Here is a 25,303-nt window from a genome sequence, read left to right on the forward strand (position 1 = left end):
TGAGTTTTTTGTTTTAAAGTGAAATCAGAGTTATTTTTTTAGCACATTATATAAAACTATCTATGTTGTTATTTCTATGATAGTAGAAATCTCACATGATTGATAATACAATCTTTTACACTGTTATGTGATTTCTCTCAAAAAGCTCAAATGACAAACTGTATGTAAAAATTAATTATCTATGATGGTACTCGTTACAAACGAGCACTAGCCTTGCGGGAATCTTTATTTTTTATCGATCTTAATTTATTATAGGTTTACCTTAATTCTCTGGAATTGAGTTTTTTTATGTGCTATAATGAAACCATAGTCTTTTTTTTATCACATTATATAAAACTATTTAAATTGTCATTTCGACGGCAAGAGATATCTCATATATTTGATTATAGAATACTTTACATTGTTAGATGATTTCTCCCCAAAAGGTAGAAATGACAAACTGGTGTAAAATCTGTTTATCTATGATGGTACTCGTTACAAACGAGCACTAGCCTTGCGTGTATTCTAGTTATTTGTCAATCTGAATTTATTTTAACTTTACATTAATTCTTTGGAATTGAGTTTTTTGTTTTAAAGTGAAATCAGAGTTATTTTTTTTATCACATTATATAAAAATATCTAGGTGGTCATTTTTACATCAGAAGAAATCTCATATACTTGATTAGAGTATGATATACATTGTTGGATTCCTCCCGAAAAGGTCGAAATGACAAACTAAGTGTAAGTACTCTATCTAAAATAATACTAGCCTTTATTAGTCTCATTTGCTTAGCATCACGATACTTTACATTCTTATGTTATTTTTCCGAAAAGGTCTAAATGAAAAATTGGTTGTAAAATTTGTTTTTCATTAATGGTATCATTTTAAATAAGAATTGTCCTTTTATCTTTAAGCTGAATTTATTCTTAGATTCTTATAAAGATACAATTTAAGTAAGGAGAGTCACCTAAACTAGTTTTGTATATTTTTTAAAACTGTTAGACAATTTTTTATAGATAGATTGTCTTAATCAAGTTTGCTATTTTATAACCATTATTATATACTTTCTTATTTTTTGCGTTAGTGATTGAAACGGCATCCTTTTTTGATAACTATTGTTATTAAAAGTGAAATAAAATAATTATCTTACCTATGTTTTTATATACTAAATAAAAAAAAGATATAGTGTAAAGCACGACCTTTAGGTAACGCCCAAATAATTTTTAAGTTAAGTTATTAATTGATTACTTTTGCTGAACTTCGGGGATGATTTCTTTCCCACGCTGAGTTTTCAGTATTTGCTGAAAAGATAAAGGTAGAACAGGAATGGTTATTTTATTATAAACATTTAAAACGAAAAAAATGACTGTTTTAGACAAATTAACTTCGAAAGAAGCGATTGAATTAGAGAACAAATATGGAGCACATAACTATCATCCACTTCCAGTGGTGTTGAGTAGAGGAGAAGGTGTTTATGTTTGGGATGCAGAAGGAAAAAGATATTATGACTTTTTATCAGCATATTCTGCTGTAAATCAGGGGCATTGTCACCCGAAAATTGTAGCTGCAATGGTAAATCAAGCTCAAACCTTGACTTTAACTTCGCGTGCTTTTTATAATGATGTATTGGGTAAATATGAGAAATTTGCAACAGAACTTTTTGGTTTTGACAAATTATTACCAATGAATACTGGTGCAGAAGCGGTTGAAACTGCTTTAAAAATTGCCAGAAAATGGGCGTATGAAGTAAAAGGTATTAAAGAAAATAAGGCAGATATTATTGTTTGTGAGAATAATTTTCATGGTAGAACTACTACTATTATTTCGTTTTCTAATGATCCGGTGGCTAAAAAGAATTTTGGTCCTTATACCAAAGGGTTTATCAAAATTGAATATGATAATTTACAAGAGTTACAAGAGGTTTTAGAGAGTAGTAACAATATTGCGGCTTTTTTAGTGGAACCTATACAAGGTGAAGCTGGTGTTTACGTGCCTTCTGAAGGATATTTGGCTGCAGCTAAAAAAATGTGTGCTGAGTATAACGTGCTTTTTATTGCAGATGAAGTACAAACAGGAATAGCAAGAACAGGTAAAATGTTGGCTGTAGATCATGAGAATGTGAAACCAGATATTTTAATTTTAGGTAAAGCGTTAAGCGGTGGAGCATATCCTGTTTCGGCTGTTTTAGCGAATAATAATATTATGGATGTTATTGGACCTGGTAATCATGGTTCTACATTTGGAGGGAATCCTGTTGCTGCAGCTGTTGCAATTGCTGCATTAGAAGTTGTTGCCGAAGAAAACTTAGCTGAAAATGCAGAAGCTTTAGGTATTATTTTTAGAGCTGAATTAACTGAATTTTGTAAAAACAATCATTTAGTAGAATCTGTTAGAGGTAAAGGTTTGTTAAATGCAATTTTAATTAATGATTCTGAAGATAGTTCTACTGCTTGGGATATCTGTATGAAATTAAAAGAGAACGGTTTATTAGCGAAACCTACGCATGGAAATATTATCCGCTTTGCACCACCGTTGGTGATGAATGAAGCACAATTAATGGAATGTATTTCAATTATTAAAAATACGATTTCAGAATTTAAATAGCTTTAAAATATTTGAGATTACTATAAAGGAATAACTTTTTAGATATAATTTTAGCCACGGATGCACAAAGTTTTAATTGTGAATTCGTGGCTTCTTTTTTTTGTCTATTTTTGAAAGAAAGAAATCTTATAATTTATTTTATGATACATAATCCTATTACACAATTAGAACAACTTACATTAACAAGTGCTTCTAAGAATTTTTTAAAAGAAACTGCTAAATGGGCTAAATTCTTAGCTATTATTGGTTTTGTTTTTATAGCAATAATGGTGCTTTTTGCTGTTTTTGCAACTACTATTTTTAATTTGGCAAGCAAAATGCAACCTGGTATGCCAGAGGGTTTAGGATTGACAATGACGATAGCTTATTTGGTACTGGCCATTATATATTTTTTTCCGGTGTATTATTTATTGCTATTTTCTAATAAAATGAAAAGTGCATTGGCTACAAAAAATGATGAAACTTTAGCAAAAGCCTTTGAGATGTTAAAATCTCACTATAAATTTATAGGTGTATTTACCATTATAACCATATCTTTATATGCTTTGGTAATTATAGCTGCTGTTTTTGGGGGACTTTAGAATTAATTTTTTATTCTTTTAATAATAAATAATTTAGAGTTATTTTTTTTAGAGAGTGTAATTTGATGTTTATTGAATTCTGTATTAGAAAAGAATCAATTCAAATAGGTATTTATAGAGCTAAAGTTAATTTTATTTCTTTTTTCTATCTTAAAATTTATGGGTAAATGTTAGAATCGATTATTTATCTAAATTTTAAAGTAGCTTGTTTAAGTTGATTACCTATTTTGTTCTAGTGAAAATATAAAGTTGTATTACTAACTAATATTGTATAAAATACATTAAAATTATTTTTTAACTAAATTAAATTCATTAATATTGAATTTTAAAACAGTTTTATTATGAATAATGTAAAGTTTGTTTTAATGTTTATTTTTTTATTAGATTAAAAAGACTAAAAAATCAACGATTTTTAGTACTTTTGCATACTGAAAAATGAGATAGAAATGGCAAGATTTGAATTGAAATTACCTAAAATGGGAGAGAGTGTTGCAGAAGCAACGATAACTTCTTGGTTAAAAGAAGTTGGAGATACCATTGAATTAGATGAAGCCGTGGTAGAAATTGCTACGGATAAAGTAGACTCAGAAATTCCTTCTGAAGTTGCTGGTACATTAATAGAAGTTTTATTTGAACAAGATGATGTTGTTGCAGTTGGTGCAACCATAGCAATTATAGAAATAGAAGGAGAAGGTTCTGGTACAGAACCCGTTGTTGCAACTAGTAATGCAGAAAAATCTCCAGTGGAAGAAATGGAAAAAACGATTGAAAAAGCTGTTGATACAGTTTCTACACCAATTGCTAAGATTTCTGATTCTGGTAAATTTTATTCACCTTTAGTTAGAAATATTGCACAAACGGAAGGTATTTCTATGAGTGAATTAGAATCTATTTCTGGTTCTGGTAAAGATGATAGAGTTACTAAAGAAGATATTCTTATTTATATAGAAAATAAAGGTAAAGCTGTTAAAGAAACACCATCTCAAGATGCTGTTAAAACTAATGCTACTATTAAATCTGATGCTCCTAAAAAAATAGAGAAAACAGTTGCTAAAGTAGCTCCGATTTCTGTAAATGGAGAGGATGAAATTATAGAAATGAGTAGAATGGGGAAATTGATTTCTAAGCACATGGTAGATTCTATACAGACTTCTGCGCATGTACAATCATTTATAGAAATTGATGTTACCAATATTGTAAAATGGAGAAATAAAGTTAAAGATGCTTTTCTTAAAAGAGAAGGTGAGAAATTAACTTTTACACCAATTTTTATGCAAGCAATTGCTACTACAATTAAAAAATATCCTTTAATTAATATTGCTGTTAATGGTGATACCATTATTAAAAAGAAAAATATAAATTTAGGAATGGCTGCTGCATTACCAGACGGAAACTTAATTGTTCCTGTTATTAAAAATGCAGATCAACTAAGTTTAGTAGGAATTACCAAAGCAGTAAATGATTTAGCTACAAGAGCAAGAAATAATGCTTTAAAGCCAGATGATATTCAAGGTGGAACTTATACGGTTACTAATGTTGGTGGTTTCGGTTCTATTATGGGAACGCCAATTATTAATCAACCACAGGTTGCTATTTTGGCTTTAGGAGCTATTAGCAAAGTACCTGCGGTTATAGAAACTCCAGAAGGTGACTTTATTGGAATTAGACAAAAAATGTTTGTATCACATTCTTATGATCATAGAGTTGTAAATGGTGCCTTAGGCGGAATGTTTATTAAAACTTTAAAAGATATTTTAGAAGCTTGGGATATAAACCAAGACTTCTAGTTTTAAAATAAATACAATTATACTAAAAACGCTCACAATTTGTGAGCGTTTTTTTGTTTCAAAATATTATATTCGTTGTATATAAATAATTATAAAACTAAATTAAAAAAAATGAAAAAATTGTTAATTTTATTTCTAGTGATTTCTGCAAACTTAAGCTTAGCGCAGGATGCTACATTACTTAGATTAAACTATGAAAAAGGAGCTACTTATGATGTTGAAATGAACATTTCTCAAGAAATGGGAACTGTAATGTCTATGGGAATGCTTATTAATATGGATATAAAAGTTTTAGATGTAAATGGTGATACTTATGATAGTGAAATGAAATTCACTAAAATGACTATGGACATGTTGCAAGGTGGACAAGCAATGAGTTTTGATTCTACTAAAAGTGATGAAGAGTTAGATGAAACTGGTAAGATGATGAAAGCTCAAATGGGACCAATGTTAAGTGCTCTTATATCAGCTAAAGGAAATAACTTGGGTGAAATTTTAGAAGTTAAAGTTGAGCCAAGCATCCCTGGAGTAGAAGATATGGCAAAACAATCTAGTAATGTTGTATATCCTACAGAAGCAGTAAGTGTTGGTAGTACTTGGACAATGACTAAAGAAGAAAAAGGTATGAAAATGGATTTTCTTTATACTGTAAAATCTATCTCAAGTGATAAGATTGTTTTAGACTTATCTGGTGATGTTTCTGGAATGGCAACCGGAACAATTTCTGGAAATATGAATATTGATAAAGCTTCTGGAATTCCTGAAAACTCTACAATTGATATGAATATGTCAGTAAGCGGACAAGAATTAAAGTCTACAATTAAGATGACAATGGTTAAAAAATAACCTTCTTATTTTAAGGAAACAAAAAAGCTTCAGAGTTATTCTGAAGCTTTTTTTATGAGGTTATTTTAAACTTAAAACTCTAAGTAAAAAACATCATTAGGTCTCGTTTCTGTTTTAGAAAGAGGAAAATCATAATCTGCTATTTTTTTAAAGCCTGCTTTTTTATAAAAATCGATTGCTTTGTAGTTTTTTATCCATACATATAACCAAATACCTTTTTGATTTTGTTGTTTGGCTAACTCTAAATTGTGTGTAAATAATTGTTTACCTAAACCAGTACCATAAAACTCTTCCAATAAGTACAAACGTTCCATTTTTGTAACATTGGTTTCCTTTATGTTTTCGTTTTTGTAATTGATAATAATCTTAGAATAACCAGCTAAAACATCATTTTTAAAAATTAAATGATATTGAAACTTCTTATTGGTTATCTCTTCAATTAAGTTTTGTTCGTTAAAACTAGTACTAATATAAGCATCCATCATTTCCTTCGGAATGGCTTCTTTATGTGGAACTAAAAATGCTTTTTCACCAACTTTAGCTAATGCTTTAACATCTTCTAAAGCTGCTTTTTTAATTGAAATCATAATGGAGTAATAAATTAAAAATTATAAAGAACTTGCACTAAAAGTATCACCTTGGTTAACATCACCAGTATCAAAACCTTTTTTAAACCATCGCATTCTTTGCGCAGAAGTTCCGTGGGTAAAAGAATCTGGAACAACGCGTCCTGTAGATTGTTTTTGCAAACGATCGTCTCCAATAGCATTTGCTGCGTTTAATGCTTCTTCTAAATCATTGTCATCTAAAATTAAATTATCTTTTTGAGAATGATGCGCCCAAACACCAGCGTAAAAATCTGCTTGTAATTCTAACATAACAGAGTATTTGTTATATTCTGTTTGACTCACTTTACCTCGTAAAGCTTGTACTTTTTTACTGATACCTGTTATGGTTTGAATGTGATGGCCAACTTCGTGCGCAATTACATACGCTTGTGCAAAATCTCCAGGAGCATTTAAGTTTCTTTCCATTTCTTCAAAAAAACTTAAATCGATGTATAGTTTTTCATCACCAGGACAATAGAAAGGACCAGTTGCGCTAGAAGCACTTCCACAAGCAGAACTTACAGAGCCTGTAAAAAGAACTAAAGTAGGTTCTCTATAATTTGGTATAATTGTGTTCCAAACATCTTCTGTACTTCTTAAAACTTGGTTACTAAATTCTGCCAACTCATTTTCTTTAGCTGTTCCTTTGTAAGTAGTTGAAGATTCTATTTGGTTACTAGTGTTTCCTGTAATAAAGTTTAAGGGGTTGTTTCCTGTAAAATACATAACAGCCAAAACAATACCTACAATAATTAACCCTTTTTTAGAAGTCACTAATTTTAATAGAAGCCCAATTATCATAGGACTTAAACTGCCTAAACCACCAGAACTACCACCAGAAGAAGCGCCTCTTCTATCTTCTACATTAGAACTCTTTCTATTTCCTTTCCACTTCATAAAATATCATTTTAAAAAGATAAATTTACTGTTTATTTTTATTTAATTCTTCTAGACTGTGTGGTAAAAGACAATCCTTGTTGACCTTTGGTAGAATTCATGATTCCTTCAAATAAAGGTTCTGGACAATCTTTAGGTATTTTCCATTCGAAAATAAAATTAGAACCCGTTTCTCCATTTTTTTCTACTTCATCAATGATAATTTCTGTAGTTTCTAAAGGAGCTAAAAATATTGTTTTATCAAAATAAGAATATACTAGTTTTCCTTTGGTATCGTAATATTCAGCTTTTAATAAATAGATGGTGTCTGTGTCGCTTGTATTCCGCAAACTAACCATAGCAGTTAAACTATGGGTTTTATGTTCTGAAACACTGTAAATTTGAGAATATACAGATAAATAAGATTTACCATATTCTAAAGAATCTTTTGTGTTGATTGCTAAGTGTTTTTTAGACCAATTATTAAAATCTACAGAGCTTACTTCTTTCTCTTTATTACAGCTTAAAATTAGTAGACTTAGGATGATTAGTAAAGTGTAATTTTTCATTTTATTATCTTTTGAAGAAATGGAAGTGGTTTGTTTAACGTTTAGTATAAGAATAGTTACGGGTTTACGTGCGAGGATTTTCCGCAGGAAAATCAGACGTAGTAAACTTGAAAAGACCTTTTTCTAAGCCTAAAATTGAGCTATTATTTTTATACATTGCTGTAAATAGTGTTTATTTAAGTTTGTCTTTAATATGAATAATCAATGTTTTTATTCTTTTATCCCAATATTCTTGAGCATAATTTGACAATTTTTTAGTGTCATTCTCATAGTTTTTATTTAACTCATCCAAAGAAACAACCTCAAAGTATCTTATCTTTTTAGGTCTTGGCCAGTTTTTCAATTCTTGAGTCACTTTGTCGAAAACTGTGTCCGTTCCGTATTCTAATTCATACTGGATACATAAAGAATCAAATTCTTCTGCTTTACTATTCATATTTAAAATAGCATCGTTTCTTCTTTGCAAGTGATATTCTGCTTGTCTTTTGCTAATGTCATCTTTTGTCATCTCAAAACACTGCCTATTATAAGCATATCCCATATCATCTTGAATACAAGTTTTTTCAATTCTTCTCAAAGAGTTTAGCGTCCCAATTAATTTGGCGTATAAAGCTTTTTGTCTTTCGGTTTTATCTTTTTTACTTTTTCGTAATTCGATTAATAAAACTGAAGTTAAGGAAATAACTCCACCAATTATTACTGATAATATAGTTCTGAAAAAATCAATATTTATTATTGAATCTGAGGTCATTTTTACATTATTTACAATTCCAACAATAAAATAAGTTTCAATTCATTTTATCAGAAGTCAAACGAATTTACCCTTTTTTCTTGACAAAATCAAACAAAAAACCTCTCTGAATACGCAGTGAGGTTTGTGATTTTTATCAGCAATAAAAAAAGTTAAGTTTAGTTACAGTTTTAATCAGAAAAATGATTTTGAATTTACAAAATGGAATTTTAAAGCAGCTTTATGATAGTGAAGAAAACGTATTTTTAAAAGCAAAAAGAAATCTTTAAATTTAGTCTGCTAGTCTGTAGCAATTCCAAAATAAACCCATGTTACATTTTCTAAAAAAGGATTATTCATGGAATGAAATTCACCTTGTTCAATTGTGATACAATCACCCGGAACTACAATCATTTTTTTATCATTCACAATAAATTCTGCTTTACCAGATTGTATATAAAAAACTTCGTACATGGTATCATGTTTATGCGTTTCTACAGATTGACCAGGAGTAAAAGTTGCAGCACCAAACATCATTAATTGAGGGATTTCTCCTTTTTCGATAAATACTTTCTTCTTGATATCGTCATTATGACTAGTGCCAATTTCTGGTAATGTGTTGGTGTGTGTAAGTTTCATTGTAGCATAATTATGAAATTCGAAAGGACAGAAAGAATTAATAGATGTAATTAATTATTTGTATAGAATTTAGTTTAAAAATAAGCAATATGTCTGGTTGAACGCAGTAGAAACCTAATTTTTTAATCTAATAGTTCTCGACTGCGCTCGAACTGACATTGTTGAGTTTAAAAACTAAAAAAAAGAAACAGTAGGTTAATCTAAAATTAGGTGTTTATCTACTTACTTATAACATTTAATTTTAAAAAAAAAAAGGGACAAATAAAAAACCTCTCTGAATATACAGAGAGGTTTCTAATTTATCTGTGGCGATTCGCCACTATTTAATTAACGCGTAAGAACGTTTAATAAAGTTTGTTAAATCTTCACCATGTAAAAGGTTCTGAGATAATTTAGCTAAATCAAAAGCTTGAGAAATTAAACCTTTCTGAGCCGCTTCATCTTTATTATTTAAGATATCAGAAACTAATGGGCTGTTTGTATTAACTACTAAGTTATACATGTCTGGGAAATTACCCATTCCCATCATTCCACCACCACCAGAAGCTTGCATTTCTTTCATTCTACGCATAAATTCTGGAACTGTAATCATAAACGGAGAAGAAGCAGAGTCCATCGCTTCTAATTGAACCGTATAAGTTTTAGAATTTACGGCACCTTCAATAATTGGTTTTAAAGTTGCAATTTCATCCTCAGATAATTTAGAAATTACGTTTTCGTCTTTCTTAATTAAATTATCTACGTGATCTGCATCTACTCTAGAGAATTTTACTTTAGCATCACCACCTTCTAATTTCTGCATTAAATGCGAAATAATAGGAGAATCTAATAACAATACTTCATATCCTTTTGCAGTTGCATCTTGAATATAACTGTGTTGTGCTTCTTTGTTTGATGTATATAAAAGAACGTGATTTCCTTCTTTATCAGTCTGAGAATCTTTTGTTTTTTCAATTAATTCATCAAACGTAAAATACGTATCTGCAACTGTTGGATACAATGCAAATTTCTTCGCTTTGTCAAAGAATTTATCTTCAGACAACATTCCGTACTCAATAATTACTTTAATATCATTCCATTTTGTTTCAAAATCTGCTCTGTCTTTTTTGAAGATAGAAGATAATTTGTCTGCTACTTTTTTAGTAATGTAACCAGAAATTTTCTTAACCGCTCCGTCTGCCTGTAAACCAGAACGAGAAACGTTTAATGGAATGTCTGGAGAATCGATAACACCTTTTAGCATTTGTAAGAAATCAGGAACAATTCCTTCTACATTATCCGTTACAAAAACTTGGTTTTGGTATAATTGAATTTTGTCCTTTTGCATATCCATTGAGGTAGATAACTTAGGGAAAAATAAAATACCTGTTAAGTTAAAAGGATAATCTACATTTAAATGAATGTGGAATAAAGACTCCTCAAATTGCATTGGATACAATTCTCTGTAGAAGTTTTCATAATCTTCATCACTTAAATCTGCAGGCGCTTTTGTCCAAGCAGGTTCTGTATTGTTGATGATATTATCAACGGTAATTTTTTTATGAGGCTCTGTAGTTTCTTTCCCTTCAGCATCTGTTGTAGTTGCAGGAGTAAACTCAGGATCGTTAATTTCTTCTGTTCCAAATTTAATTGGCACTTGGTTAAAACGATTGTATTTGTTTAATAAACCACCAATTTTACTTTCTTCTAAGAAGTCTAAAGAATCTTCTGCAACGTGCAAAATAATTTCTGTACCTCTGTCTGCTTTATCGCTTTCTACTAATGTAAATTCTGGAGAACCATCACAAGTCCAATGTGCAGCAGGCTCATCTTTAAAAGACTTTGTAATTAATTCTACTTTTTCTGCAACCATAAAAGCAGAGTAAAAACCTAGTCCGAAATGACCAATAATTCCTGCTTCGTTGTCTTTATATTTATCTAAAAACTCTTCAGCTCCAGAAAATGCAATTTGGTTGATGTATTTTTCAACTTCATCTGCAGTCATTCCTAAACCTTGATCTTTAATTGTAATTGTCTTAGCTTCTTTATCGATGCTTACTTCAATTTTAGCATCACCTAATTCAGTTTTTGCTTCACCAATAGCAATTAAGTGTTTTAATTTAGAAGTTGCATCTGTTCCGTTAGAAATTAATTCACGTAAAAAGATTTCGTGATCTGAATACAAGAACTTTTTAATTAGTGGAAAAATATTTTCTACTGATACATTAATATTTCCTTTTGCCATTTTATATTTATTTAATTTTGAGGTTGCTACTTCGTGTGATTTTTTTTCTGAAAAACGTATCGAGAAGTTTTAATTATTCTCTAAAGACACTTTTTCTATCTTAAAAATTCACCTGAATTGACAAACAGTTATTATTTATAATTTGATATAGGTTATTCAAAAAAAATACCAAAGAGAATTTTATGACAAGATGACAGAAATATTATTTTAATGGCAACTGTTTCATTTATTTTTATAAATTAGTACTTTTACGTATTAAGACTTTGCTAAAAAATCAAAAAAACAATATATAATTATGTATAATTCAAAAATAACGGGACTTGGCTATTATGTTCCAGAGAATGTTGTTACCAATAATGACTTAAAAGAGTTCATGGAAACTTCAGATGAATGGATTCAAGAACGAACAGGAATTAAAGAAAGACGTTGGATAGACCCAAAAACAGAAGACACAACGGCAGTTATGGGCGCAAAAGCATCTAGAATTGCAATTGAAAGAGCTGGTTTAACAAAAGATGATATCGATTTTATAGTGTTTGCAACTTTAAGTCCAGATATGTATTTTCCTGGAGGTGGAGTTCAAGTACAAGAAATGTTAGATATGGGGACAATTCCGGCTTTAGATGTACGTAACCAATGTTCTGGTTTTATTTATGCAATGTCTGTTGCAGACCAATTTATAAAAACAGGAATGTATAAAAATGTTTTGGTAATTGGCGCTGAAAATCATTCTGGAGGATTAGACAAATCTACAAGAGGGAGAAATATTTCGGTTATTTTTGGAGATGGAGCAGGAGCTGCAGTACTTTCTAGAAGTGAAGAAGCAGGAAAAGGAATTTTATCTACTCATTTACATTCGGAAGGAAAGCATGCAAAAGAATTGGTTTTAGAAGGACCGTCTACCGGAAAATGGGTTCCAGGAATTATAGAAAGAAATGATCCAGATGATGTTTCATATTTCCCGTATATGAATGGTCAGTTTGTTTTTAAACACGCCATAACACGTTTTTCTGAAGCTATTGTAGAAGGTTTAGCTGCAAATAAATTAGAGAAAGAAGATATTGATATGTTAATTCCGCATCAAGCAAATTTACGTATCGCACAGTTTATACAAAAGAAGTTTAAATTGTCTGATGACAGGGTTTTTAATAATATTCAAAAATACGGAAACACAACTGCTGCTTCTGTAATTATTGCTTTAACCGAAGCTTGGGAAGAAGGTAAAATAAAAGACAATGATTTAGTTGTTTTAGCTGCCTTTGGAAGTGGATTTACTTGGGGAAGTGTAATTATTAGATGGTAAAAAGAAGAGGGTTGACATTCGTTTGTTAAATTGTTCTTTTAGATTGCTTGATGAAAAAGTGAGTTTAAACTAAAATATTGTCCAGTTAAAACGTAACCCAATTAAAACTCAAAATGTCACACTGAGCTTGTCGAAGTGTAAGTTAAATGGTCTTCGACAGGCTCAGACTGACATTCGTTTGCTAAATTGTTATTTTAGAGTGATTAGTGAATAGTGTGATTTTAAACTGAAATATTGTCAAGTTAAAATGGAAACCTAATTAAAACTCTAAATGTCACACAGAGCTTGTCGAAGTGCAGCAAAATGGTCTTCGACAGGCTCAGACTGACACACGTTTTCTAAATTGTTCTTTTGGAGCGATTGGTGAATAGTGTGATTTTAAAATAAAGTATTATCGAGTTAAAACGTAAACCCAATTCAAACTCTAAATGTCACACAGAGCTTGTCGAAGTGCAGCCTAATGGTCTTCGACAAGCTCAGAGTGACATTCGTTTTCTAAATTGTTATTTTAGAATGATTGGTGAAAAATGTGATTTACACTAAAATGTTGTCAAGTTAAAACGTTACCCCAATTAAAATTCTAAATATCACACTGAGCTTGTCGAAGTGTAATACCTAAAAACTAAATTATGAGAATTTATTATGTCTACATTTTACTATGTTCTGATAATTCTTATTACACAGGAATGACAAACAACTTAGAAAGAAGATTGTTTGAACATAAGTCAGGGAAAAGTAAAGGTTCCTATACTTTTTCTAGATTACCAATTGAATTGAAATGGTATTTAGAATGTTCAGATTCGAGAGATGCTATTCAATATGAAAAGAAAATTAAAGGCTGGTCTCATAGAAAAAAGAAAGCTTTGATTGATGAAAATTGGAGTGATTTAGTAAAGTTTTCTAAAAACTATTCAGAAAACGAGGATTCTAGAATATAGTCAAGTTAAAATTCAAAATGTCACACAGAGCTTGTCGAAGTGGAGCTAAATGGTCTTCGACAAGCTCAGACTGACATCCATTTTCTAAATTGCTCTTTTAGAATGATTGGCGAAAAATGTGATTTTAAACTAAAATGGTTTCAATTTAAATATGGAAAACCAATTAAAATTTTAAATGTCACACAGAGCTTGTCGAAGTGCAATCTAAATTGTCTTCGACAAGCTCAGACTGACATTTGTTTTCTAAATTGTTCTTTTAGAATTATTGACGAAAAATGTGATTTTAAACTAAAATGGTATAAATTTAAATATGGAAACCCAATTAAACTCCAAATGTCACACAGAGCTTGTCGAAGTGTAAGTTAAATAGTCTTCGACAGGCTCAGACTGACATTCGTTTTCTAAATTGTTCTTTTAGAATGATTTGTTAAAAATGTGATTTTAAACTAAAATGTTTTTAATTTAAATATGAAAACCCAATTAAAACTCAAAATGTCACACAGAGCTAGTCGAAGTGCAGCAAAATAGTCTTCGACAGGCTCAGACTGACATTCGTTTTCTAAATTGTTCTTTTAGAATGATTTGTTAAAAATGTGATTTTAAACTAAAATGGTTTTAATTTAAATATGGAAAACCAATTCAAACTCAAAATGTCACACAGAGCTTGTCGAAGTGCAACCTAAATGGTCTTCGACAAGCTCAGAATGACATTTGTTTCCAAAACACTATTTTTATAAAAAAAAATAATTATTTAGACGCCTTAGGATAATCGGTATAACCTTTAGGTCCTTGGGTATAAAACGTATCTTGATCCCCTTCAGCTAATTCTAAATTATTTTCAAAACGTTCTACCAAATCTGGATTAGAGATAAATGGTTTACCGTAAGCTACTAAATCGGCATCTCCATCTTCTAATACTTTATTTCCTTTTTCTTGATCAAACGAAGTATTAATCATTAAGGTTCCATTATATAATGGACGAAAATGTTTTGCAATTTCTGTTACAGCAAAAGGAACATCAGAAACATCTGTAAAAGGCTCAGAAAGATGAACGTATGCTAAATTGTAATCGTTTAATTTTTTAATAATGTATTCGAATGTTGGTATGGTTTCTTCATCTAAATTAATACCAAACATACCGTTTAAAGAAGGATTGAAACGTACACCTATTTTTTCTTGAGGAATAACTTCTTTCATTGCATCTAAAACTTCAAAAAAGAAACGCGTTTTGTTTTCAATGCTTCCACCATAATTATCTGTTCTTGTGTTAGAACAGTTTGTGAAAAATTGATGGAATAAATAACCGTTAGAAGAATGAATCTCTACGCCATCAAAACCAGATTTTACTGCATTAGCAGCGGCATTTTTAAAATCGTTAACCGTAGTTTTAATATCTTCAATAGTCATTTCTTTTGGAGTAACGGTGTCTTTAAAACCTTCTACAGTAAAAGATTGTGCGTTTGGGTTTATAGCTGATGCAGAAAGAGGTAAGCCTCCATTATGAAAATCTGGGTGCGACATTCTACCTACATGCCATAATTGAATAAAGATTTTTCCTCCTTTATCATGTACACGTTTGGTTACTTTTTTCCAACCTGCTACCTGCACATCAGAATATATTCCTGGCGTATAAATATAACCAACAGCATCTTTAGATACTTGCGATCCTTCTGTGATAATTAAACCGGCAGAAGCACGTTGCTCATAATACAAACCTTGTAATTCGTTCGTAGCTACATTACCTTCGTTATCTGCTCTACTACGTGTCATGGGAGCCATTACGACTCTATTTTTTAAATTGATATTCTTATTATATGGAGTTAATAATTGTTGCTTTTTCATCTAATATTGATTTTTATATTGTTAAATCTATACAAAATTACAAGATTAGAAATCTAATATTATTGACTTAGATCAATTAAGAAAGATTTAACCTTTAAGTTGTCGCCTTACTCGACTTAAGTTTTCTGGAGAAACTCCTAAATAATTTGCAATGTCATAATTAGGTACTCTATCTTCTATGTTTGGGTAAGAGTGGCAAAACTCTAAGTAACGTTCTTGCGTATTTTTCTCTAATGTAGATAAAATTCTTTTTCGCTGCGCGATGAATGCCTTGGTTGTTAAAATTCTAAAATAACGCTCAAAAATAGGTGCTTCAGTATAAATTTTTTGAAGATTATTATAGCTTATAGATAATAATTTAGAGTCTTCTATGGCTTCTATATGTAATAGGGAAGGTATCTGATTGTAAAAAGCATCAAAATCTCCTATCCACCAATTTTCTATTGCAAACTGAATGATGTGTCTATGTCCTTTATCATCAGAATAATAAGCTTTTAAACAACCTTTAACAACAAAATATTCATGTTTTACAATGGCGCTAGGTAATGACAAAAACTGACCTTTTGGTATAGACGTTTCCGTTAAAACAGCATTAAATAATTGCAAATCAATAGCTGATGGAGTAATATAGTTATTGATGTGATTTGTTATAGATAGATACATATTACAAAGATGCATCAATCATTATTTATTTAAAGTAAAATGTTTTTTTTATTTAATTTATTTTTCAAATATAACTTCATTTTTTGTTTTAATATTTTTTTCAAAATTAGAAATATTTTCAAAAGTTATTTTGGCTATTTGTTCTAATGCCTCTTTTGTTAAAAACCCTTGGTGAGCGGTAATTAATACATTTGGGAAGCTTATCAATCTTAATATTAATTCATCGAGAATAATGTTTTCAGATAAATCTTTAAAAAACAGCTTTTCTTCTTGTTCATATACATCAATTCCTAAATAACCTATTTTTTGAGACTTTAAGGCTTTTATAGCATCTTTACTGTTAACCAAACCACCTCTACTGGTATTAATTAGCATGACACCTTTTTTCATTTTTGAAAATGTTTTATTATTCATTAAATGATGTGTTTCTGGTGTAAGTGGGCAATGTAAAGAAATAATATCTGATACTTTTATAAGTTCATCAAAGGGTAAATATGTTACACCTTGTTTTATTAATTCTTTATTTTCATAAACATCATATGCAACAACTTTACAACCAAAGCCTAACATTATCTTAGAAAAAGCTTCACCAATTCTACCTGTTCCAATTACACCAACAGTTTTTGTATATAGATTAAAACCTATTAATTTTTCTAAAGAAAAATTACCTTCTCTAACTCTATTATATGCTTTATGTGTTTTTCTGTTTAATGTCATTATTAAAGCCACAGCTTGTTCTGCAACGGCATGAGGAGAGTAGGCGAGAACCCTTACAACGGTAATGTTATTTTTTGCAGCAGCTTCTAAATCTATATTATTAAAGCCGGCACAACGTAAGGCTATTAACTTTATACCATTTTTAGCTATTTTTTCTATTGTTTCTGCTTCTAGTTTGTCATTTACAAAAACACAGACAGCATTAAAACCTAAAGCTAAATTGGTTGTTTTATAATTTAAGGATTCTTCAAAATAAGTAATAGAATGTTCCCTTTTTGTATTGTATTTTTCTAATGACTCCTTATCATAAGATTTTGTACTAAAAACGGCTATTTTCATAATTATCTAGATTTTAATAAACTTTTTTAAAATAAAATAATAGGTTACGGTACTATAAAGGTAGTTAAATTTGTAAAGAATAATAAGAAGTTTTTATCAACTTTTACAAGAAAAATATTTTAAAGATCGACTTTATTTATGGTTATTTTTTTTTGAAAAATGAAATTAAATTGATGAAATGGATTTCGAATATTAATAGCTTTTCTTAATCTCATTGTTTATATTTGTTATGATATTAAATTTGTTTAACGTAAATTAACGAAATGAAAAATGTAACATTAGTTCTTGGCGCATCAACAAATCCTAATAAATATTCTAATATTGCTATAAAGAGACTCGTAGATAAAGAAATACCAGTTGCAGCTTTAGGAATAAGAAAAGGAACTGTTTTAGGAGTTGTAATTGATACCGAAAAGAAAGAGTATGAGAATATTGATACTATTACAATATACCTAAATCCAAAAAATCAAGAAGAATATTATAACTATATCATTGGTTTAAAACCGAGAAGGGTCATTTTTAATCCTGGAGCAGAAAATGAAGAGTTGGTTAAACTTTTAGAAGAGAATTCTATAGAAGTAGAAGTTGCTTGTACATTAGTAATGCTAAGTATAAATCAATATTAAAAAGTAAATTGAATTGGTAAAGTTAAACTTCCCTTTTCAAAATATTTTATTTTCTAATAAATTTAGAAAAACCAATTCAATTTACTTATTAATTAAACTTTAAATATTTTTCCTGGTTCTGCTAAATATGTATTTTTAAATATTTGTTGTGCTTCTTCTTTAAACACATTAATATCTTTATATCTACCAGAATAATGCCCAATTATTAATTGTTTTGCGTTGGCTTGTTTTGCAATTTCTGCAGCTTGTTTTGTAGTTGCATGTTTTGTCTTTTTAGCCAAATCTTCTCTATCTGCTAAAAAAGTAGCTTCGTGGTATAATAGATCTACATCTTTTATAATAGGTACTATGTCTGGTTTGTAACAAGTATCGCTACAAAAGGCAAAACTTAAAGGTTTGTCTGGCTCAATTGTTAATTCTAAATTAGAAACAACTTCTCCAGAAGGTAAAACTACATCTCTACCGGCTTTAATATTTAAATAATCGGCTTTATCTATTTCTGGATATCCGCTAATATTTAACATGTTTAATTTTCTTGGTTTTTCTTTTTCTGTAAATAAATAACCATTTGTATAAACTCTGTGGTTTAAAGGAATTGTACTTACAGAAACTTTATCATCTTCAAAAATAAGCTCACTTTCTTTTGAAGTTAATTCATGAAAAATCATTTTATATTTTGCATGAGATTGAGAAACTCTCAATTGTAATAAAGTAACTTCTTTAATACCTTTTGGTCCATAAATATGGAGTTCTTTCTCTCTGTTTAAAATACCGAAAGTAGCTAATAAACCAACCAAACCATAAAAATGATCACCATGTAAATGAGTAATAAAAATATGATTGATTTTAGCAAAACCAACTTTATATTTTCTCATTTGTCGCTGCGTGCCTTCTCCACAATCAATTAAAAAATGACTGTTATTTATTTCTAAATATTGAGAAGTAGGAAAAGCGTTTTTTCTAGGAGTTGCAGAATGGCATCCTAATATTGTAAGGGCTATACTCATCTAATGACAAATCGTTTAGATATGGTTTTTTTATTGTCTTGAATACTATATATGTACATACCTGTCGCTAAATTATCTTTATAAAAAGGAATGTTGTTTTTACCAGATTTAATTAAAAGACTTTTTCTAAAGACTGTTTTTCCTAACACATTTTTAACGGTAAAATAAATAGTTTTATTAGCGTCTGATGAAAAACTAATTTTGGTAGAATTAGTAAACGGATTTGGAGCAGCAGATAGATAATCAATAGAGTTTTCTTGCGAAAAACCAATTGAAATGCAACTTAAAAATAAAATTAAAAGTAGTTTTTTTACCATTTGCTTCTTGTTTAAAATCCTAATTCTCTTTCCATAGCTTCCATTTCTATAACATCTATTGCTTCTTGTACAGTAGGAGTAATGTTAAAATTTTCTGGAAAATCGTCTATATTAATACTATAGTTTACTAGTACAAATGATGTGCCATTTTCTTTTTTTTGAGCCGCTATTCTCAAAAATAGTGAAAAATCTTTTATTGAAGCGTTAATGTTATCTGAAATTTGAAGAATAATATTAGCGTTTTTAAAATCTTCTACAGATTTTAAAAATAAAGGAAGTAATTTATCAAGTAGTTTTTCTTCGGATGTGAAAAGTATATAATTTTCTTTTTTTTCAATTTTCATTTCACTTATTTTTTTTTAATCAACTGTATTATAGTCTATTTATCGCTTAACTTGTTGAGCTAATAAATAAATAACAGCCATTCTTACTGCAACTCCGTTTTCTACTTGGTTTAATATAATAGATTGATTAGAGTCTGCAACATCACTTGTAATTTCTACACCACGGTTTATAGGACCTGGATGCATAATTACAATTTTTTTATCTAGACTATCTAAAATCTCTTGATTTATACCAAAAAGTTGTGTGTATTCTCTAGTTGATGGAAAGTATTTAATATCCATTCTTTCATGTTGTACTCGTAAAACGTTGGCAACATCACACCATTCTAAAGCTTTTTTAAGATTGGTTTCTACTTCTACGCCCAAGCTAGTAATATATTTAGGTATAAGTGTTGTAGGTCCACAAACCTTAACTTTAGCGCCTTGTAATTGTAGTGCAAAAATGTTAGATAATGCAACTCTAGAATGTAAAACATCCCCTACAATAACTATTTTTTTACCTTTTACACTGCCTAACTTTTCTCTAATAGAATAAGAATCTAATAAAGCTTGGGTTGGGTGTTCATGCGTTCCATCGCCTGCATTTACAATTTTGGCATCTACATGTTTAGATAAAAATACACCAGCCCCAACACTTGCATGTCGCATTACAACAATATCTACTTTCATTGCCAATATATTGTTTACGGTATCAATTAAAGTTTCTCCTTTTTTTACAGAAGATTGTCCTGCAGAAAAATTAATTACATCTGCAGAAAGTCTTTTTTCTGCCAATTCGAAACTTAATTTTGTACGCGTACTGTTTTCAAAAAACAAGTTAGCAATGGTAATATCTCTAAGAGAAGGTACTTTTTTAATAGGTCTATTAATTACTTCTTTAAAATGATCTGCAGTTCTAAAAATAAGATCAATATCAGTTTCTTTTAAATACTTTATTCCTAATAAATGTTCTACACTTAATTCTGACATAATTATTTTGATTCGATATAAACGGCGTCTTTTTTATGTGTTTCTTTCCAGGTAACCAATACCTTTTCGTGGTTAATAGCATCTACTTGTCTACCTCTATAATTTGGCTGAATTGGTAAATGTCTACTAAAACGTCTGTCTATTAATACTAATAGCTCAGTATTCTCTGGCCTACCGTATGCTTGCATTGCAGTTAATGCAGCTCTAATACTTCTACCAGAAAACAAAACATCGTCAATAATTACTACATTTTTACCTTCAATTATAAAGTCCATTTTAGTTGCTGTAGCTGCTAAAGGCGCATCTCTTCTTCTAAAATCGTCTCTGTAAAAGGTAATATCTAATAAGCCTAATTGTAAGTTTTTAACGTGGTAAGTTGTTTTTAATATATCGGCTAATCTGTTAGCCAAAAAACTACCTCTAGGTTGTAAACCAATTAATACGGTATTAGAAAAATCGTTGTGATTTTCGATTAACTGACAAGCCAATCGATGTAAAATTATTTCAATATCCTTTGAGTTAAGTAAGTTTTTTTTGCTCATAAGAAAGCTATCAATTTAGCTTGATAGTTATTGAAAATCAAAATTACTGTAAATAAATGTATGTGCAAAATTTATAGCAACTAAAAACCAAATCACTTTAATGTTAACTAAATTGTTGAAAAAAAAATAACCTAAATTAAATGAGAGTTAAGAGTTATAGTACCTTTATTATCCTAATTCAAAACTCATAGTTATGTCCCTCTTAAAGTTTGAATCCATGCTTAAAACCAACGCTATTTATTTTTTTGATTTGGTTGAGTTTGAAGAAATAATTGTGCATTATTTAGATGCAGGTAAACATGCTTTGGCCAAAAAAGCGGTAAAATTGGGGTTGCAACAACACCCTGCTTCTGTAGATTTAAAATTACTACAAGTAGAAATTTATGTTTTTGAAGATGAGTTAGATAAAGCCTCCATAATCTTAAAAATAATTGAGCGATTAGAGCCTAATAATGATGAAGTTTTTATACAAAAAGCAACCATTAGCTCTAAACAAGGAAACCATAAAGAAGCCATAGAATTATTGAAAAAAGCATTGACTTTTACAGACGATAAAGTAGATGTTTGGTCTCTTTTAGGAATGGAATACTTGTATTTAGACGACTTTAATAATGCATGTTCTACGTTTATAAAGTGTGTAGAAGTAGATTTTGAAGATTATTCTGCGTTGTATAACGTAGTGTATTGTTTTGACATGGAAGATAAACATGAAGAAGCAATTGCGTATTTAAACAATTATGTAGAAATAAATCCCTACTGTGAGGTTGCTTGGCATCAACTAGGAAGACAATATTTTATTTTAGAAATGTTTGATAAAGCATTAATGTCTTTTGAATATGCTGTTTTAATTGATGAATCTTTTATAGGTGGCTATTTAGAAAAAGCTAAAACCTTAGAGCAATTAGGGCGTTATAAAGAAGCTATCGATAATTATTTAATTACTTTAGAACTGGATGACGCAACTGCTTTTGTATGTCTTAGGGTAGGTGAGTGCTATGAAAAATTATTAAATTTAGATGAAGCTATTTCATTTTATAAAAAAGCGGTACATGAAGATCCTTTGTTAGATAAAGGTTGGGTGTCACTCGCTAATTTATCTTTCTTAGATGAAAACTATCAGAAAGCTGCTTATTATATTTCTAAGGCGTTAAAAATTGAAGAAGACAATTTTTTGTATTGGAGAAGGTATGCTGAAATTAATTTAAGACTTAATTTCTATGAAGAAGCGGTAGTTGGTTATGTAAAATGTTTAAGTTTAAATGATACTGACTTAGAAGTTTTTATTGGGTTAGCAGATGTATTATCTTTTTTAGGCGAATTTAACGATGCTATAAGTACTCTAATTAAAGCACAGAAATTTTACAAAGATGTAGCGGAAATAGAATACCGATTAGCGGGTTTATTTTTTATTCTGAATAAAGAAAAATATGGGTTTGATCACTTAATTGCTGCTTTAAAGTTAGATTACGAGTATAGTATCGTTTTAAAAGAATTGTATCCAATTGTGTATGATAATGAAAAGGTACAAAAGCTTTTAATTGATTATAAAAAAGCAACGGAATAACTTTAAAGGGAAAAATAATTTTAATGCAAAGTTGATGTTGTCAGTAATAGAAGCATCAACTTAAAAATATTTAAAACTATATTCTAGTTGTTAATTATAGTTTTGTTCATTTTTTTTATAAATATATTCCATTAAAAAACAAATACAAATAATACCAATTGCTATAAAAACATCAGATTTACTCACGGTATAATGTTGAATTAATAATGCAGTCATTGCTGTAAAGCATAAAATAGCACCCAAAAGTGGAATACTTTTTTTACCACCAGTTTCTTTTGATAATTTAAAACCGGTATAGTTTACTACAGCAAATATTAATAGAAAACCAACACTACCTGCTGTAGAAATACTTTCTAGTTGTAAGGTGTTTACCAATATTAATGTGGCAACAGCCGTAATAAATAATCCAATTGGTTGGTTCCATAATTTACGTGTAAATTCTGTAGGTAGTTCATCATCTTCTGCAATTTCATAATTTACTTTACTACCACCATAAAGAGATGCATTTATGGCAGAAAAAGTAGAAATTAGTGCTGCAACAGTAATAACTGTAAAACCAACTTTGCCTAACATTGGTTTTGCAGCTTCTGCCAACACATAATCTTGTGCAGTTGCAATAACACTAAAATCTAATGAGCCAACAGTAATTGCTGCAATAGTTATATATAGTAAAATTACAAAGATAACCGACCAATAATAAGCTCGTGGAATATTTACTTTTGGGTTTTCAATATCAGGTGCAGCATTGGCAATTAATTCAAAACCTTCGTAGGCTACAAAAATGACCATTCCAGCAGTAATAAGTTTAAAAGGAGATTCCCAATGTTCTGGAGATAATTGTTCTAAATGAGGGTTTCCAAACAACCCGTAGACACCAAAACCAACAAAAGATAATAAGATAACTAGCTTTATAATAACGGCATACGCTTCTATTTTGCCAACAACAGAAACACTATAATAGTTAATAGCTGTTGCAATAATTATAATTGACGATGCATATATATGTGTGTCTAGAACATTATTACCAGTTAGTTGAAATAAGTTTGGGGCATAAGAACCAAAAGCTGAAGCATATAAGGCTAGCATAATAATATAACTTACCCAAAGTAAATTATTAATTCCGCCACTAAAAACCCCCACTCCAAAACCTTCATTTACAAATTTTACAGTTCCGCCATTATCAGGATATTTTAATGATAATTTTACATAGCTATAAGATGTTATTAAAGCAATAAAACCAGCAATTAAAAAAGAAATAGGTGTTCCTCCTTTTGCCAAAGCTACTGCTAAACCCAATACTGCAAAAATTCCGCCACCAACCATTCCTCCAATCCCAATTGAAATAGCTTCTTTTAAACTTAGTTTATTACTCATTTATGTAGAAAATTTTTAAATGTAACAAGTGGTAAAGATTCTTAGAAGGTTTAAGCTTTTGTAAATAGGTGATAAGAGCTTTTAGTGCTGGTAATTAACCTATTAGAAAAGATTCTAAACAAACCAAAAAAATTTTTTTTGAATACTTAAAAGTAGGAATTTTAAAACTTCTTTAAGCTAAAAAAACCTCACATTTTGTGAGGTTTTTATTTTTTTTATTGAAAATAAACATATTATTTTCCAGCTTTATCAACAATTAATCTTGTTTCTCTATTGGCAATTTCCCATGCTGTATGAAAAACTAAACGAGTTCTTTTTGCTAATAACTCATATTCAATTTTATCAGGTGTATCAGAAGGTTTATGATAATCTTCATGCGTACCATTAAAATAAAAGATAACAGGTATGTTGTGTTTTGCAAAGTTATAATGATCAGATCTGTAATAAAAACGATTTGGGTCGTTCTCGTCATTATAGGTATAATCTAAATTAATATTGGTATACTTTGTATTAACGCTTTCAGAAACTTGGTGAAGCTCTGTACTCAATTTATCTGCGCCAATTAAATAGATGTAGTTAGGGTCTGTTTTATGTGCGTCATCAATTCTACCAATCATATCAATATTTAAATCACATACGGTGTTTTCTAAAGGAAAAATAGGGTTTTCTGTATAGTACTTAGAACCTAACAGACCTTTTTCTTCTCCGGTAACATGTAAAAATAATACAGATCTTTTAGGACCTTTACCTGCTTTTGCTGCTTCTTTAAAAGCTTCTGCTATCTCTAAAATAGCCATAGAACCAGAACCATCATCATCTGCACCGTTGTAAATTTCGCCATTTTTTATTCCTTCATGATCTAAATGTGCAGAAATAACTACAATTTCATCTGGTTTTTCAGTTCCTTTTATAAACGCTAAAACATTTTCTGAATCTTTTAAAGTTGTTCCTCTAGAGTTTTTGTTTAAAAATTCTGCAGGCACTTCTTGGTAATAGTTGTCTCCGCCTAATGGAGAAGCAATTCCTTGACTTACATAAAAATCTTTTAAATATTGAATTGCTTTTTTTTGTCCAGGTTCTCCTGTATTTCTTCCTTCAAATTCATCCGAAGCAAAAATATATAAATGCGTTTTTAGGTTTTCTGCAGTAATTGTTTCTGCAAATTTTGCTGCATAATCTGTGTTTTTATCTTCTTTGTAGGCATTTTGGCTAGAGCTACATGCCATTAAAAAGAATAGGCCAAATGTGTAAAGGATTTTTTTCATGAATTAGATTGAATAATAATTATAGATTATGATAATAATAATGAACTTC

Annotated in this window: 24 protein-coding genes; 8 read left to right on the forward strand and 16 right to left on the reverse strand. The window is 29.7% G+C overall.

What is annotated here, in order from left to right:
• Nucleotides 1-1,342: 1,342 nt before the first annotated feature.
• From rocD to GQS58_RS12125, 4 genes are all read left to right on the forward strand, one after another.
• The gene (gene rocD, locus GQS58_RS12110; RefSeq protein WP_166386236.1) at nt 1,343-2,584 is read left to right on the forward strand and encodes an ornithine--oxo-acid transaminase; all 1,242 of its coding nucleotides are present in this window, start codon (nt 1,343-1,345) and stop codon (nt 2,582-2,584) included.
• Nucleotides 2,585-2,724: 140 nt separating this feature from the next.
• Nucleotides 2,725-3,165: a DUF5362 family protein gene (locus GQS58_RS12115; RefSeq protein WP_205860427.1), complete on the forward strand. Its 441-nt coding sequence runs from the start codon at nt 2,725-2,727 to the stop codon at nt 3,163-3,165.
• Nucleotides 3,166-3,611: 446 nt separating this feature from the next.
• Nucleotides 3,612-4,952, forward strand: coding sequence for a dihydrolipoamide acetyltransferase family protein (locus tag GQS58_RS12120; RefSeq protein ID WP_166386238.1), 1,341 nt, complete (start codon nt 3,612-3,614; stop codon nt 4,950-4,952).
• Nucleotides 4,953-5,063: 111 nt separating this feature from the next.
• Nucleotides 5,064-5,798: a DUF6263 family protein gene (locus GQS58_RS12125; protein ID WP_166386241.1), complete on the forward strand. Its 735-nt coding sequence runs from the start codon at nt 5,064-5,066 to the stop codon at nt 5,796-5,798.
• Nucleotides 5,799-5,869: 71 nt separating this feature from the next.
• Here the strand turns inward: GQS58_RS12125 and GQS58_RS12130 are convergent, their stop codons facing one another.
• The 6 genes from GQS58_RS12130 to htpG form a co-directional block, all read right to left on the reverse strand.
• The gene (locus GQS58_RS12130; RefSeq protein ID WP_166386243.1) at nt 5,870-6,385 is read right to left on the reverse strand and encodes a GNAT family N-acetyltransferase; all 516 of its coding nucleotides are present in this window, start codon (nt 6,383-6,385) and stop codon (nt 5,870-5,872) included.
• 21 nt (nt 6,386-6,406) lie between these two features.
• Nucleotides 6,407-7,303 (reverse strand): neutral zinc metallopeptidase, encoded by an 897-nt coding sequence (locus tag GQS58_RS12135; RefSeq protein ID WP_166386245.1) that lies wholly within the window; start codon nt 7,301-7,303, stop codon nt 6,407-6,409.
• A 38-nt stretch (nt 7,304-7,341) separates the two neighbouring features.
• Nucleotides 7,342-7,851, reverse strand: coding sequence for a DUF3124 domain-containing protein (locus GQS58_RS12140; protein WP_166386248.1), 510 nt, complete (start codon nt 7,849-7,851; stop codon nt 7,342-7,344).
• A 172-nt stretch (nt 7,852-8,023) separates the two neighbouring features.
• The gene (locus tag GQS58_RS12145) at nt 8,024-8,602 is read right to left on the reverse strand and encodes a hypothetical protein (protein WP_166386251.1); all 579 of its coding nucleotides are present in this window, start codon (nt 8,600-8,602) and stop codon (nt 8,024-8,026) included.
• Between the two features lie 279 nt (nt 8,603-8,881).
• Nucleotides 8,882-9,220 carry a cupin domain-containing protein gene (locus GQS58_RS12150; RefSeq protein WP_166386253.1) on the reverse strand — a complete coding sequence of 113 codons (339 nt, stop codon included), beginning with the start codon at nt 9,218-9,220 and terminating at the stop codon, nt 8,882-8,884.
• Nucleotides 9,221-9,539: 319 nt separating this feature from the next.
• Entirely contained in the window at nt 9,540-11,444 is a 1,905-nt protein-coding gene (gene htpG / locus GQS58_RS12155; RefSeq protein WP_166386255.1) for a molecular chaperone HtpG, read from the reverse strand.
• A gap of 295 nt (nt 11,445-11,739) precedes the next feature.
• On the opposite strand from htpG, the gene GQS58_RS12160 reads away from it, so the two are divergent.
• Entirely contained in the window at nt 11,740-12,747 is a 1,008-nt protein-coding gene (locus GQS58_RS12160; RefSeq protein WP_166386257.1) for a 3-oxoacyl-ACP synthase III family protein, read from the forward strand.
• A gap of 629 nt (nt 12,748-13,376) precedes the next feature.
• Nucleotides 13,377-13,685: a GIY-YIG nuclease family protein gene (locus GQS58_RS12165; RefSeq protein ID WP_166386259.1), complete on the forward strand. Its 309-nt coding sequence runs from the start codon at nt 13,377-13,379 to the stop codon at nt 13,683-13,685.
• 747 nt (nt 13,686-14,432) lie between these two features.
• Here GQS58_RS12165 and GQS58_RS12170 read toward each other — a convergent pair.
• The 3 genes from GQS58_RS12170 to GQS58_RS12180 form a co-directional block, all read right to left on the reverse strand.
• On the reverse strand, nt 14,433-15,527 hold the full coding sequence (locus GQS58_RS12170) for an alkene reductase (protein WP_166386261.1): 1,095 nt from the start codon (nt 15,525-15,527) through the stop codon (nt 14,433-14,435).
• 87 nt (nt 15,528-15,614) lie between these two features.
• A complete protein-coding gene (locus tag GQS58_RS12175; RefSeq protein ID WP_317168382.1) occupies nt 15,615-16,205 on the reverse strand; it encodes a Crp/Fnr family transcriptional regulator in 591 nt (196 codons plus the stop codon).
• A 42-nt stretch (nt 16,206-16,247) separates the two neighbouring features.
• The gene (locus GQS58_RS12180) at nt 16,248-17,246 is read right to left on the reverse strand and encodes a 2-hydroxyacid dehydrogenase (protein WP_166386263.1); all 999 of its coding nucleotides are present in this window, start codon (nt 17,244-17,246) and stop codon (nt 16,248-16,250) included.
• A gap of 263 nt (nt 17,247-17,509) precedes the next feature.
• Between GQS58_RS12180 and GQS58_RS12185 the strand changes: the two genes are divergently transcribed.
• On the forward strand, nt 17,510-17,872 hold the full coding sequence (locus GQS58_RS12185; protein WP_166386265.1) for a CoA-binding protein: 363 nt from the start codon (nt 17,510-17,512) through the stop codon (nt 17,870-17,872).
• A gap of 92 nt (nt 17,873-17,964) precedes the next feature.
• On the opposite strand, the gene GQS58_RS12190 is transcribed toward GQS58_RS12185, so the two are convergent.
• The 5 genes from GQS58_RS12190 to pyrR are packed head-to-tail and all read right to left on the reverse strand — an operon-like array spanning nt 17,965 to nt 21,051.
• Nucleotides 17,965-18,879: a ribonuclease Z gene (locus GQS58_RS12190; RefSeq protein WP_166386267.1), complete on the reverse strand. Its 915-nt coding sequence runs from the start codon at nt 18,877-18,879 to the stop codon at nt 17,965-17,967.
• Nucleotides 18,876-19,196: a T9SS type A sorting domain-containing protein gene (locus GQS58_RS12195; RefSeq protein WP_166386269.1), complete on the reverse strand. Its 321-nt coding sequence runs from the start codon at nt 19,194-19,196 to the stop codon at nt 18,876-18,878. The genes GQS58_RS12190 and GQS58_RS12195 overlap by 4 nt, the downstream gene beginning before the upstream one ends.
• Nucleotides 19,197-19,207: 11 nt before the next feature.
• Complete coding sequence (locus GQS58_RS12200; protein WP_166386271.1) at nt 19,208-19,540, reverse strand: hypothetical protein; 333 nt, start codon at nt 19,538-19,540, stop codon at nt 19,208-19,210.
• A gap of 39 nt (nt 19,541-19,579) precedes the next feature.
• Nucleotides 19,580-20,509, reverse strand: coding sequence for an aspartate carbamoyltransferase catalytic subunit (locus GQS58_RS12205; RefSeq protein ID WP_166386273.1), 930 nt, complete (start codon nt 20,507-20,509; stop codon nt 19,580-19,582).
• Between the two features lie 2 nt (nt 20,510-20,511).
• Nucleotides 20,512-21,051 carry a bifunctional pyr operon transcriptional regulator/uracil phosphoribosyltransferase PyrR gene (gene pyrR / locus GQS58_RS12210; protein WP_166386275.1) on the reverse strand — a complete coding sequence of 180 codons (540 nt, stop codon included), beginning with the start codon at nt 21,049-21,051 and terminating at the stop codon, nt 20,512-20,514.
• Nucleotides 21,052-21,244: 193 nt separating this feature from the next.
• On the opposite strand from pyrR, the gene GQS58_RS12215 reads away from it, so the two are divergent.
• Entirely contained in the window at nt 21,245-22,615 is a 1,371-nt protein-coding gene (locus GQS58_RS12215; protein WP_166386277.1) for a tetratricopeptide repeat protein, read from the forward strand.
• A 90-nt stretch (nt 22,616-22,705) separates the two neighbouring features.
• Here the strand turns inward: GQS58_RS12215 and GQS58_RS12220 are convergent, their stop codons facing one another.
• Both GQS58_RS12220 and GQS58_RS12225 read right to left on the reverse strand, forming a co-directional pair.
• On the reverse strand, nt 22,706-23,989 hold the full coding sequence (locus GQS58_RS12220) for an APC family permease (RefSeq protein ID WP_166386279.1): 1,284 nt from the start codon (nt 23,987-23,989) through the stop codon (nt 22,706-22,708).
• A 233-nt stretch (nt 23,990-24,222) separates the two neighbouring features.
• On the reverse strand, nt 24,223-25,254 hold the full coding sequence (locus tag GQS58_RS12225; protein WP_166386281.1) for a M28 family metallopeptidase: 1,032 nt from the start codon (nt 25,252-25,254) through the stop codon (nt 24,223-24,225).
• Between the last annotated feature and the right edge of the window lie 49 nt (nt 25,255-25,303).

This window comes from Polaribacter sp. 11A2H (genome assembly GCF_011379025.1).
GTDB lineage: Bacteria > Bacteroidota > Bacteroidia > Flavobacteriales > Flavobacteriaceae > Polaribacter.